General features: G+C 70.0%; 11 protein-coding genes and 1 pseudogene. 6 read left to right on the top strand and 6 right to left on the bottom strand.

The genetic code is table 11. The features are described 5' to 3' along the window. Positions 1-34: 34 nt before the first annotated feature. Positions 35-871, bottom strand: coding sequence for an SDR family oxidoreductase (locus ACIP8Z_RS05525; protein WP_402079084.1), 837 nt, complete (start codon positions 869-871; stop codon positions 35-37). Between the two features lie 537 nt (positions 872-1,408). Between ACIP8Z_RS05525 and ACIP8Z_RS05520 the strand changes: the two genes are divergently transcribed. Continuing rightward, entirely contained in the window at positions 1,409-2,602 is a 1,194-nt protein-coding gene (locus tag ACIP8Z_RS05520) for a serine/threonine-protein kinase (protein WP_402079082.1), read from the top strand. A 105-nt stretch (positions 2,603-2,707) separates the two neighbouring features. Here ACIP8Z_RS05520 and ACIP8Z_RS05515 read toward each other — a convergent pair whose 3' ends face one another. Continuing rightward, entirely contained in the window at positions 2,708-2,956 is a 249-nt protein-coding gene (locus ACIP8Z_RS05515; RefSeq protein WP_402079080.1) for a hypothetical protein, read from the bottom strand. Between the two features lie 970 nt (positions 2,957-3,926). On the opposite strand from ACIP8Z_RS05515, the gene ACIP8Z_RS05510 reads away from it, so the two are divergent. The 3 genes from ACIP8Z_RS05510 to ACIP8Z_RS05500 all read left to right on the top strand — a co-directional run bounded on the left by ACIP8Z_RS05510 (position 3,927) and on the right by ACIP8Z_RS05500 (position 5,198). After that, positions 3,927-4,265 carry a MerR family transcriptional regulator gene (locus ACIP8Z_RS05510; protein ID WP_402079078.1) on the top strand — a complete coding sequence of 113 codons (339 nt, stop codon included), beginning with the start codon at positions 3,927-3,929 and terminating at the stop codon, positions 4,263-4,265. A gap of 223 nt (positions 4,266-4,488) precedes the next feature. Continuing rightward, positions 4,489-4,692, top strand: coding sequence for a cold-shock protein (locus ACIP8Z_RS05505; protein ID WP_030303412.1), 204 nt, complete (start codon positions 4,489-4,491; stop codon positions 4,690-4,692). A 293-nt stretch (positions 4,693-4,985) separates the two neighbouring features. Continuing rightward, entirely contained in the window at positions 4,986-5,198 is a 213-nt protein-coding gene (locus ACIP8Z_RS05500; protein WP_402079075.1) for a hypothetical protein, read from the top strand. Between the two features lie 361 nt (positions 5,199-5,559). Here the strand turns inward: ACIP8Z_RS05500 and ACIP8Z_RS05495 are convergent, their stop codons facing one another. Together ACIP8Z_RS05495 and ACIP8Z_RS05490 are read right to left on the bottom strand one after the other, a co-directional pair. Then, on the bottom strand, positions 5,560-6,678 hold the full coding sequence (locus ACIP8Z_RS05495; RefSeq protein ID WP_402079073.1) for a fatty acid desaturase family protein: 1,119 nt from the start codon (positions 6,676-6,678) through the stop codon (positions 5,560-5,562). A 7-nt stretch (positions 6,679-6,685) separates the two neighbouring features. Then, positions 6,686-7,741: a ferredoxin reductase gene (locus ACIP8Z_RS05490; RefSeq protein WP_402079071.1), complete on the bottom strand. Its 1,056-nt coding sequence runs from the start codon at positions 7,739-7,741 to the stop codon at positions 6,686-6,688. Between the two features lie 88 nt (positions 7,742-7,829). Between ACIP8Z_RS05490 and ACIP8Z_RS05485 the strand changes: the two genes are divergently transcribed. Together ACIP8Z_RS05485 and ACIP8Z_RS05480 are read left to right on the top strand one after the other, a co-directional pair. Then, positions 7,830-8,969, top strand: a complete 1,140-nt coding sequence (locus ACIP8Z_RS05485; RefSeq protein ID WP_402079070.1) for a PucR family transcriptional regulator — start codon at positions 7,830-7,832, stop codon at positions 8,967-8,969. A 761-nt stretch (positions 8,970-9,730) separates the two neighbouring features. After that, positions 9,731-10,414 (top strand): hypothetical protein, encoded by a 684-nt coding sequence (locus ACIP8Z_RS05480; protein WP_402079067.1) that lies wholly within the window; start codon positions 9,731-9,733, stop codon positions 10,412-10,414. Positions 10,415-11,101: 687 nt separating this feature from the next. Here the strand turns inward: ACIP8Z_RS05480 and ACIP8Z_RS05475 are convergent. After that, on the bottom strand, positions 11,102-11,848 hold the full coding sequence (locus ACIP8Z_RS05475) for a GNAT family N-acetyltransferase (RefSeq protein ID WP_402080781.1): 747 nt from the start codon (positions 11,846-11,848) through the stop codon (positions 11,102-11,104). A 132-nt stretch (positions 11,849-11,980) separates the two neighbouring features. Next, positions 11,981-12,067: pseudogene (locus ACIP8Z_RS05470) on the bottom strand (type II toxin-antitoxin system PemK/MazF family toxin); the annotation flags it as partial. Positions 12,068-12,337: the final 270 nt, after the last annotated feature.

Here is a 12,337-nt window from a genome sequence, read left to right as displayed (position 1 = left end):
GGCCTCGCGGCCCAGGCCGCGGTGCGACGGTCCGTCAGACCGCGGGCGGTGGCCCGTCGACCAGAGCCCGCGCCGCGGCGTACTCCTCGCGGGCGGCCTGTTCCGCAGCGTCCAGATAGCCGTACGCGTCGGCGCCGACCGGGATGCGCAGGGGCGTGGGGCCCTCGGTGTCGACGATGGCCAGGACTCGTGCCGCGTAGTCGTCGGGACGTCCGGTCTCGGGGCTGTCGGCGAGTCCGCGCGCGCCTTCGAGCATCTCGCGGTTGGTCACGTCGTAGGCGGGGACCCGGTGGGCGGCTTCCGTCATGGCGGTGCCGTAGCGGGTGGCGAACATGCCGGGTTCGACGACCGTGACACGGATGCCGTGCGGGGCCGCCTCCACCGCGAGAGCCTCGCTCATGCCTTCCAGCGCGTGCTTCGCGGCCACGTAGGCGCCGAGGCCAGGGAAGGCCATCCGGCCTACGACGGAGGAGACGTTGAGGATGTGGCCGTGCCCCTGGGCCCGCATCAGGGGCAGGGCGAGCCGCGTGAGTCTCCAGGGCCCGACGACCAGGATCTCCAGCTGCTCCCGGAGTTCGGCGTCGGAGACCTCCTCGACCGCGCCGAACAGACCGACGCCGGCGTTGTTGACGAGGACGTCGATGCCTCCGAGGCGGTCCACGGCCGTCCGGACGGCCTCCTGGCAGGAGGCCGGGTCCCGCAGCTCCAGTGGCACCGGGACGATCCGTCCGGGCCAGGCGGCGGTGAGGTCCTCCAGGTCCGCGGTCTTGCGGGCGGTGACCACGAGTTCGTGCCCCGCCCGTGCCGCCGCGGCGGCCAACGCCCTTCCGAGGCCTGAAGAGCACCCCGTGATCAACCAGCGCCTGCCCATGGATCCCCCCGTATGGATCGCCGAAGTGGTGACGCGTGTACGGGCCTGTCCTCTGGCGCCGCCGGACGCGCACCGTCCCGGCCGCGGCGGGCGGGACGGGACGCGGTTCATCGTGGAGGCGAGATCCGGCCACGGCCATCCCTCACGCAGGGGCGCGCGGGCGCACGGACGGGCGCAGTGGCGCCCGTTCCCCGACCCCTCCGATACCGCGAACCACCCGCGACGGGGCAGAGAGCTCACGCCGCCTCCCCCGGGAGCACCCGGAAGGTGCCCTCCACCGCCCGAGCGCGGACGCCCGAAAGCGACCGGCCGCTCGCGTCGGCCGAATGCGCGGACGTCACAGGGATGTCCCGTGGCATCCGGGGCACCCGTACCCCGAGGTCCCCACGCGGAGGCCGCACGGCCGAGACGTTCGGAGGCGACAAGAGCCCAGACCGGATCGTCCGCACCGGGCGGGGCGAAGGGCGGCACACCGCTCGTCGACGAAATGGCGGACGGCACAAGGCGGCAACGGAACAGAACACAGGGAGAACCGAGATGCAGGTCCGTCCGTGGCGCGTCCAACCCGACACCCGGCTGACGGCTCACGCCATCGCCGGCCGGTATCGGCTCGACGGCCTGCTGGGGAGAGGCGGAGCAGCCGACGTCTACGAAGCCGTGGACCTCCGGCTGCGCAGGCCCGTCGCGGTGAAGGTCTTCCGCCGCAGGGACACCCGGACGGAGGAGCACTCCGACAACGAGGGACGTCTCCTGGCCCAGCTGCAGCATCCCGGTCTGGTGACCCTCTTCGACTCCGGTCGCGACGAAGGCCGTCCCTTCCTGGTGATGGAGCTCGTCAGAGGGACGACCCTGCGCCGGCGCCTCGCCCGCTCCGTGCTCTCGGTGTCCGAGACCTGCCGCATGGGGGTCGCGCTGTCCTCCGCACTCGCCCATGTGCACGGAACAGGAATAGTCCACCGTGATGTCAAACCGTCGAACATCCTCCTGGACCGGACCGGCGCCCCGCGCCTGACGGACTTCGGGATCTCCCGCCGCTTCGCCACCGCCGACGCCCCCACGGCCGCGCCCGGCGACGCCGCGAGCGGCGCTGCCGCCCCGGCCACCGACGGCGAGGACATCCTCATGGGGACGGCTTGCTACATGGCACCGGAACAGGCACTCGGCCGGACCACGGGGCCACGGGCCGACGTATACAGCCTCGGACTCGTACTCCTGGAGGCCCTCAAGGGCGAACGGGAGTACGGCGGCCCGCCCCTGGAGGCGGCGCTCGCACGGCTGCACCGTCCGCCGGAGATACCCGACGGACTCCCCCCGGAACTCGGCAAGCTGTTGACGGCCATGACAGCGCACGAGGCCTCCCGCCGACCCGACGCCCGCACGTGCCAGAAGGCCCTCGCCGTGCTGCCGATCCCCGACGCGTGCGACGCCCCGCACGCCGCGCAGCCGGCGACGGCGCCCGGGGACCCCGGGCACCCCTCCGGAGTCCGGCGCTCGCCCGGTACGCTCCCGAGCGGCCGGACCACGCCCACGAAGGCGGAGCCGAGGACCAGGTCGCCCCACCGCCCGGGACGACTGCTCGCCAAGAGCGCGGCCCTGGCCGCCCTCGGCGTCACGCTGACGGGCTCCATCGGCGCCGCCCCCGCCGGGAGCCGGAGCGTCGTGGACCCGCTGTCCCACCGCGTGACCGCCCAACAGGTACCGGACGCGGCGCAGGCGATGGAGATCGACTGACCCGAGCCGTGTGAAGTGGCTCTTTCGGATGGACCTGGGGCGGAGGACGAGAGGACCCCATGAAACGGGAACGACGGCCGCGGTGACGGAGGTCGACCAGCCCGGTCACGTCGCGGGGGAGCTCGGTGTTCTCGCGGGGGAGACGCGGCCGGTCTGGTCGACTGTCCGCCCGGCGCCGCGCTTCTGAGGCGGTTGACCACGGGCCAGCCGAGCCTCCGGTGCCCCGCCGCCGTGGCGCAGGGCGTGGGTGACGAGCTCGGAGACGAGCAGGACCACGGCGTCGGCGGTCTCGGGTGCGAGCGCCGGTACGAGACCTCCGAGGAACTCCCGAGCGCTGTCGCGGGCGCCGGCCACGGATGTCGCCCGAGGACGGGTGCGATTTTGACACTCGTCGTGCCCATGAGTGCGCCCCGGTTCTGGATCGTCGACGTCTGGTCCTGTCGGCTTGTGCCCCGGCTGGCGCCCGCTGACCCGGCTCGTCCCGGAACCATCACCGTTCGAGAGGGATTACCTCGCTGTCGAACGCACGAAAATCTATGTCGGCCGGAGTAGACATCAGACGGTGGCGTGGTTATGGTTTCTCTCGTAGCCCAGAGAGACAGCAGGGCCTGGCAGAGACGAACTGCCGGCAAGCGGTACCAGCAGTACAGGTAGTTGCAGTTCGCAGGACGGTGCGGCGGTGGAGTTCCGAAGCCAGGGAATTTGCAGGACGGTGACGGGACTGACGGCCGGACCGGGTGGCCCGCAGTGATCAGGGGCCGCCGCAGCGCGGGACCGCGGTCATGGCAGGTGCGGTACCCGTGAGTGCAGTGCGCAGTACCCAGCAGTGAGTCAGTGAGCGGTACCCCTGGTGAAGGCGTCGGGCTGCGGGCGCGCGCACCGGGAAGTTCGGCAGTGGGGTTCTAAGCCAGAGCAGACGCAGGATGGGCGACGGGGCTGGCTGCCGAAGAGTGGCGCTACTGCAGGCCACTCAGCAGTTCGCATCACCAGTAGTACCGAGTGGAGCAGTACCCGCAGTTCGCATCACCAGCAGTACAGAAGTTCCCGCAGGTAACAGTTGATCACCAGAGGGAAGAACGGAGGAGTTGAGGCGCCATCAGGATCGCCCGGACGCCACGCGAGTCCGGGTACCGCAGGACATCGTCAGTGAGGTGGTCTCCGGTCACGCATCCGCGATCCCCGCATCCCCGACGAAGCTCAGGTCGGGTCGGCGGAAACAGAAGGCCGGCGCAAGAACAGGGCCGGCAGATGGTGTAGCAGTTCCTTCGGGGCCCGGGTGCCAGCTGGCCCCCGGGCCCCTCCACGCGTTTCGCAGAGAGGTGAAATGACCGCAGAAGACATGCTTGGCCGTCTTGACGACGACGACTACCCCGCCTACACGATGGGGCGGGCTGCCGAGATGCTCGGCACCACCCAGGGCTTTCTCCGCGCCATCGGCGAAGCCCGCCTCATTACCCCGCTCCGCTCGGAAGGCGGCCATCGCCGCTACTCCCGCTATCAGCTGCGCATCGCCGCCCGCGCCCGTGAACTCGTCGACCAGGGCACCCCCATCGAGGCCGCGTGTCGCATCATCATTCTCGAGGACCAGCTCGAGGAAGCCCAGCGCATCAACGCCGAATACCGCCGCGCCGCCGAATCGGCCGACCCGCCGGCTGCGGCCTGAGACGGTGCGCGATCCGCCGTACCTCGGCGGGTCCGTTCCCACTTGGGGGAGCCCTTCTGGTGACGGGGTGTGCGGACGTGTACCGTCCCCGTTAGCTGTCGTGGTTCGGAAGTTCCCACACCCTCGGTGTGGGTGTTTTGCTGTGCTGTGCCGCAGGAACCAGGGCGATCACCTCCGCCTTCCGCGCATCGTGGGAGGCGTTCATCGACTGGAAGGCATGGATATGGCTACGGGAACTGTGAAGTGGTTCAACGCGGAGAAGGGCTTCGGCTTCATCGCCCAGGACGGCGGCGGCCCGGACGTCTTCGCCCACTATTCCGCGATCAACTCCTCGGGCTTCCGCGAGCTCCAGGAGGGCCAGGTCGTGACGTTCGACGTCACCCAGGGCCAGAAGGGTCCGCAGGCCGAGAACATCACCCCGGCCTGACCCTCCCCACCTCCGCCTTCGGGCACCGAGATCGGCTCGGCTTCCCCGCCGCCCGGTAGCGGGCGACCCGAACGACGGAAGCCAGGCCGGCGTCCCAGAGGCAATGGACGCGCACCGGACGAGGGCTGCGCGACTGCGCGTGGCCCTCGTCCGTGGTGGTGCATCGCCCTCTCCCGCGCGGTCGCCCCATCGAGCAGGGGCCGGGTACCGCCGCCATGCACAGCAGCATGCCGGGCCGGGTCCTAGCGTCCACGTGGGGCAGTCGTGGCGCGTCCGCGTGAGGGGGCGCCGGGGTGAGGGGGCAGTCCTTCTATGGGTGTCGCTCCTGCCGAGAGCCTCTCTACGCCACCAGTTCCCCCGCGATTCCGGCCGGCTGGGACTGGGAGATCGACCATCAGCAGCCCGGCGACTGCGCCAACGGGCACCTCATGCCCCCGACCGGCACCGCCACCGTCCCTGAAGACCTGGCCAACGCGGCCCGCGTGCTGCTCGTCCTCGGAAACTGACCGCGAACCGTCGGCGCCCAAGGCAGGCCCGTCACCCCGTCGCGGGCTCCTGGTGACGGTCGGGATACGGGCCGCCACGGCGCCCGGCGTGGGGTCGTTGGATTGCTCATGGAGCACCGGAACGTTTCAGCGCAGAGAGTTTCGCCGACGTGCCGGCGGGCGGCGGAGGGTGGGTGTCGGATTCTCCGATCTACGACGCCCTCGGGCGGCAGTGGCGCCGGGAAGGCCGGGAGGTTCCCGGCGGCGAGGGAACCGCGCCGACAGGAAGGCACCGGCCGGCAGGCGCAGACCCGTTCCACCGCGGCTGACCGGACCGGCGGTGCCGCCGGTACGGCCGAAAGATCTGAACCCATACAGGGAATCAGGTCGCGACGAGCTCCCGCTCGCGGTCCGGCGTTTTGACCTTGGGCTTCTTGTTCGGCATGGAGAGCCGGAAGACCTTGCGCCACGCGGAGAACACCTGCTTGGGGAGCGGCCCGGTGACGTACTCCAGCTCGTACTTCTCGAACAGCGCGTGCACCTTTACCGCGACCTCGGCGTACCGGTTGCTCGGTAGGTCCGGGAACAGGTGGTGCTCGATTTGGTGCGACAGGTTGCCGGTCATGAAGTGCATGGCCTTGCTGCCGCTGATGTTTGCCGAGCCCATCATCTGGCGCAGGTACCACTGGCCGCGCGTCTCGCCCTTGATCGACCGGCGCTCGAAGACCTGTACGCCCTCGGGGAAGTGCCCGCACATGATCACCGAGTGGGACCAGATGTTGCGGACCAGGTTCGCGGTGAACGTGGCGGCGAGCGTGCTGAGGAACGACGGGCCCGACAGCAGCGGGTGGATCACGTAGTCCTTGAGCACCTGCTTGCGGATCTTGCGGCCCACCGCCTTGGCCCGCGTGCGGAACTCCGGGTTCTTGCGGCGGCGCTTGTGCAGGTTCTTGCCGAGCTCCAGGTCGTACGCTGCGATGCCGTACTCGAAGAAGCAGGCGTTGATGAAGTTCCACAGCGGCTGGCCGAGGTGGAAGGGGTGCCACTTCTGGTCCTCGTCGACGCGCATGATGCCGTAGCCGAGGTCGTTGTCCTTGCCGATCACGTTGGTGTACGTGTGGTGCAGCTCGTTGTGCGAGTGCTTCCACTGCTCGGACGGAGAGACGTGATCCCACTCCCAGGTGGTGGAGTGAATCTTCGGGTCTCGCATCCAGTCCCACTGGCCGTGCAGGACGTTGTGGCCGATCTCCATGTTGTCCATGATCTTCGCCACGGACAGGCCGGCGGTGCCGAGCAGCCACGCGGGCGGGAAGATCGAGAACAGCAGCACCCCCCTGCTGATCAGCTCGAGCTTGCGCTGCGCCGAGATGACCTTACGGATGTAGGCGGCGTCCTTCTCGCCACGGCTGGCGATCACCTCGTCGCGGATCGCGTCCAGCTCGCGGCCAAGGTCCTCGATCTGCTCCGCGGTCAGGTGGGCGGTGGGGTCGATGGCGGTCAAGTTGCTCCTACAGTTCGATGTCGCAGGGGCCCGCCGCGGCGGACACGCAGGTCTGAATGAGGACGCCCGGCTCGGCCTCGGTGATCGTGCCGGTGCGCAGGTCGCGGACGGCGCCGGCCTTGAGCGGCGTGATGCAGCCGAAGCAGATGCCCATGCGGCACCCGGAGGGCATGAGCACGCCGGCCTCCTCGCCGATGTCCAGCAACGGCGTGGCGCCGTCCGCGTCTACGGTCCTGCCGGTGGCGCTGAACGTGACCTCGCCGCCGTCGCCGGCGACGACGATGCTGGGGCGGAAGCGTTCGGTGTGCAGGCGCTCTTGTACGCCGTGCTCGCTCCAGTGCTCTTCGGCGGAGTCGAGCAGGCCCGCGGGCCCGCAAGCCCAGGTCTCGCGCTCGGCCCAGTCGGGCACGAGTTCGTCGACACGGGTGATGTCGAGCATGCCGTCTGTGTCGGTGTGCACCTCGGTGAGCAGCAGCTTCCCGTCCGCGACCATGTCGTGCAGTTCGTCGCGGAAGATCACGTCTTGCGGCTGTGGCGCGCAGTGGACCATGACGACGTCGTCGAAGTCGATGTCGCGCAGCATGCCCATCACGGGCGTGATGCCGCTGCCGGCCGTCAGGAACAGCACCTTGGCGGGCTTGGCCTGCGGCAGCACGAAGTCACCGGCCGGCTGGTCGAGCTGGATCAGCGTGCCCGGTTTCGCCCTGCGGACCAGGTGGTTGCTGACCTTGCCGTCCGGGATCGCCTTCACGGTGATCGTGACGCGGCCGTCCTGGCGGTTCGTCGGCGAGGTGATGGAGTAGGCACGCCACAGGCGCACCCCGTCGACGTCGACCCCGATCCGCACGTACTGACCGGCTGTGTGGCCGCGCCAGCCCCGCCCCGGCCTGATCACGATCGTCGCGGCGTCACCCGTCTCGGGCTGCACGGCCTCGATGCGCCCACGCAGGTCAGCGCCCGCACGCAGCGGGCTGACCAGGTCGAGGTAGTCCGACGGCAGCAGCGGCGTCGTGACCATCTCCATCAGTTTCCACGCCCTGCTGCGAAGGGCTGCACTCGTCATGGCTCCCAGCTTGCTGTGCCTCAAGGGGTAAAGTCCTGACCGCAAGACGTAAAACTGATCGCCTGAATTGTTCGCAGGAAACAAAATCGTGAGCCATGCAATCCGGAGGGCCAGCGAACTGGCCCTGGACGAGACGACGGTCACCGCACTTCGGGCCGCGCTCAAGACCACCGCCGACGAGGTCGTCCAGGCGATCATCGACGAGGTCCCTCCCTACGCCAACGCCCTCTCGGGCCACATGGGTGCCACCATCCGCCGAGCGGTCCGCACCGCCCTGGGGCACTACCTGGACCTCGCGAGCGGGAACGCCACGGGCGGCGACGCCGGTGACGCAGCCTACGAGCTGGGCCGCGGCGAGGTGCGCGACGGCCGTTCGATGGACGCCCTGCTCAGCGCCTACCGCGTCGGTGCCCGCGTGGCCTGGCGATGCCTGGCAGCAGGTGCCGTACCCGCAGGTCTGCCGGCCGCCCAGGTCGCCAAGTTCGCCGAGTTGACCTTCGCCTACATCGACGAGCTCTCCGCCGCGAGCGCCGCGGGCCACGCCGACGAACTGGCCGCCCGGGGCAGAGCCCACGAGCGCCACCTGGAACACCTGGCCCGCGACCTCCTCGCCGGCGCGAGCCCGGACGTGCTGCTGGTCTCTGCTCAACAGGCCGGGTGGCAGCCTCCGGTTTCGCTGACCGCGGTCCTGCTGCCCGCCGCCCAGGCCCGGCCTGCCTACCGCGCGCTCGACCCGAGCACCCTCGTCCTCGACGATCTGCCGGACGCCACCGGTGTGCTGCTCGTCCCCGATGCCGACCGATCACATCTCTTGCGGCAGCTGACCGACCGCACTGCGGTGGTCGGACCGGCCCGGCCATGGACTCGTGCGTCCGCCTCGTACGCACGAGCCGTACGCGCGCGCTCCCTCTCCAGCGATATTCGCGACGTCGAGGACCACCTGCCCGAGCTGGTGCTGAGCGCCGATATGGACGCGTTCGCAGATCTGCGCGCCCGAGCCCTCGCACCGTTGCGGACCTTGCCTGTCGCGACCGCACGGCGGCTGGAGGAGACGTTGCGGGCGTGGCTGCTGCACCAGGGCAGGCGGGACGAGGTGGCGGCGGCGTTGTTCGTCCATCCCCAGACGGTCCGGTACCGGATGTCGCAACTGCGGGAGCTGTTTCCGGATCTCGCATCGCCACAGCGGGTCCTTGAACTGACGATGGCGGTCGGTTTCAGGGTCAGCTGACACGTACGTCGACCGTCCACGACCGCGTCCGCGAGCGGTCCAGGAATCGTGCCTCGTTCTCGGGGCCTTGACCCCTGATCCTGGACAGGCGAGAGACTGGATCCTGAGGATCTCAATGAGATCCTCTGCCGTGCTGCCGCCGCCGCCCGCGGCCAGAGCCGGGGACGTTGGCCCGTACTCTGCTTCGTTGTTGCGGCGGGTTGTCCTTCGGTTCATGAGCACCCGGCCGGGCCCGCACACTCCACGAACAGGCGGCCCTGGCCCTGAGCTCAGAGCGCAACCGAGTGGGGGACGCGAGTGCGTTGCCCTCACGGCATCCCCGTCGATGGGGCTGCCCGCAGGGGCGCAGATCAGCGGACCGCGTCCTTGGCTGCCGTGACTTCGGGTTCCTCGCGAATCCGGACATCGGTGCCTCCCCGGGGCCCCCGTTCACCAGCCCAAGCATCGCAGCGGTCCCGGCAGCGCGCGGGCCAAGACCGCCAACGCCCCGTCCAGCGCCTCCCGCCCGCTCCCGCGACCCCGGCTTCAACGTTGATAAAGATCAACAAGCTGAAAGGTCACCACCTGACGCGCGGCTGCGCCTATGAACCCGACCCACCCGCCAGTGCGCCGGGACCATACGAGTGAGTGTTGGGCCGAGAGCGTTTCGGCATGTGCCCGACGGGTGTGGTCTCGCGCGGCTGGTACACCTTTGCTGTTCGTTGATCAATTCGGTTAGGTTCCGGTGGTCTTCCGATTCCCGACCTCAGGTAAGGCCCCTCATGCGTACCAAGCAGGCCGTTGCGGCGACCGTCGCTCTCCTGGCCCTCATGGGCACCACATCCTGCGCGGACGGCGCAGGATCGTCCGGTGACCAGAGCAGCCGGGTACCCGACGGCAAGAGCGGGGGCCAGGGTGGAAGTGGCTCGGATGGTGACGGTACCGCGGGCGCGAGCGCCGGGGCTGAAGCCCAGCTCGCGAAGGTTGCCGGTGCGGACGAGCTGATACGGCTGATCAGCAACGTCACGACCTGCACGTCCGCCTCCACGAAGCCCGAGGACACGGCCTTCAGCGACATCGATGCCACCTCCGAGGACGCCGCTTCCGACACGGCGAAGACGAACGCCGAGTGGGGCATCAGGGAACGGGTCACCTGCGACGGGAGAGACGCCGGCGCCAACGGCCACGAACTGCTGGTCGTCAGCGACATGGCCCGCTTCGAGGCTGCCTTCAAGGCACGCCAGGCAGCCGATCTGGCCGCAGGTGAGGGCGATACGCGGACCCGCTGGTTCATTGGACAGAACTTCGCTGCCCGGATCTTCGCCACCGATAGCGACGAGAGAGAGATGCTGTCCCTCGGCACCCTCGGCTTGAACTGCGCGCCCCACTACGTGGCTCCGCCGCAGTCCACCACCCAGCCGGCAATCGTCGAGGGCTGCATCCTGACCGACCATGTCGACGCCTGACGAACAGCCGGTGGGAGCGGCTGGCGGCCCGGTCCAGCGAGGGTGGGGAGCCCTGGTGCGGGAGTCTCACCCATTGTTGGCCATCGGCCAGCACGGAATGGGTCGTCGCGCGGCGCTGGAGGTCCTCCGCCCGTCTGCGAACCCCGGACCCGGCGTCGTCCGCGCGTGCCCGCGACCGCTTCCACCACCACCACCGGAACCGACCGTCGCGGCCGGCTTTGTACCCGCGCCCGAGCCGCTCATCTGATGACGGCTGGTATCTGCTCCAGTGCGTACCGGGGCCGGTCAGCGCGGCCCCGTAGAGCCGCCTGTCCGCCTTCCTGCCGTTGGTCGGCCAGGGTCCCGGCGGGACAGGGTGCCGTCTTTCTCGACTGTGGTCGCGGTGGCCAGCGGGTTGCAGGTCAGATGCCAGCACTCCGACTTGCTTCTGGATCCGCTGTGCGACTGTCGCGGACTTTGAAGAAGCTGCGCCGACGGACTCAACGGGCCCGCCGGGACTTCTGTGGGCGCACTGGCACCCCCTTGCGGGCCGAGAGACGGTACGAGAGCCACGACGTTTCACGGAGACCCCAGCGGACGTTGCGATCCGGTCCGCCTTGGCCCCAGGTCAGTGACCTGGGGCTTCGTCGTTGTCCAGACCTGGTCACATGGTCGGGATCCTGCGGGGGGACTGGCGAGCCGGCGGCTTTACCGCGACGGAGTCACGGGAGCCGAGGCCCACCAGGTCGAGGGGGCCGCGACGGTGTATCCCAGGGACTCGTACAGCGGCCTGCCCAGCTTCGAAGCGGTGAGGGTGACCGGCAGGTCCGCCAGGTGGGCGAGGGAGCCGAGCATCACGGCCCGCCCCACGCCGCGCGACCGGAAGGCCGGCGACGTACCGACCCAGTAGTGGCTGCCGACGCCGTCGTCCACGACGCTGACGCAGGCCCCCGCGGCCACGCCGCCGTCCAGGGCGACGAACACGTCCACGCCCGGCTGCTCGATCAGCGCGGTCGGGAACAACTCGCCGGGGCGGTAGGGCTCGAATCCGGCCAGCTCGAAGCCCTCGATCACGATCCGCTCGGCCGCCCGGAGGTCCTCGGGCCGCCGCACCCGGATCACCTCCAGCGCCGGTGTGTCGACCGGCCCGGGCGGGCGCAGCATGACCGGCATCTGCCAGTTGCGCATGCCCAGGTGGCTGAGGTCGGTCGAGCCGAACGGATCCTCGGCGTTCACCGGGCCCACGGCCCGGCGGACCAGCTCGCTCAGCTCGGCCAGTTCGCCCGGGTCGAGGCCGGGTTCCTGGATCAGGACCCGCGTGCCGGCACGCTCGTCGCCGTCGACGGCGACGAATCCGCGGCGCCGGACGATCTCATGGCCCCGGGATCGCCCGGTGGCGATCCAGAAGGCGGCGGAGTTACGGGCCTGACGCGTCGGCGCCTCGGACAAGGCCACGGACGTGGGCCGGTCAGCCGAAGTGGATCTTGTTGTCATTACGCCTACGCTACTGTGCGACTGCCCGCTCACACAGGCCAATTCCATGTGGGCCGACTGGGCCACCTTCGGGCCTCGTTCCCACAGTTCCACCCGGATCCCGGACGCGCCGTCTCCCGGCAGCGGTACGACCGGCCGCCGCTCGTCGAACTCGACCCACCCGACTTCACCACACCGCACAGGTCCTCGTACGAGACGGGGTTACGGACGGGCGCCGAGGTCCTTCGTGTCCGAGTGCGTCGGCAAGGTCGAGGCCGTGGACGGCGACCTCCACGACGCGGTGAGGAGGAACTCCGACAGGAGCATGGCGTCGCCATGGCGTGTCCGCACGGTGCGACCGCCTGGTGGGGCCCGGCACAGCAGATCGGCCTGCCGCCAGGTGGCGGCGAAGTCCTCGGCGAAGGCGGTGCCGGTCGCCGGTCGCGCCGAACGGTCCCGGGGCCGGCCAAG

The sequence above is a fragment of the Streptomyces sp. NPDC088553 genome (genome assembly GCF_044752965.1).
In the GTDB taxonomy this organism is placed as follows: Bacteria; Actinomycetota; Actinomycetes; order Streptomycetales; family Streptomycetaceae; genus Streptomyces.
The sequence above is the reverse complement of the archived record's forward strand: the minus strand, read 5'-3'. Positions and strand labels throughout refer to the sequence as shown.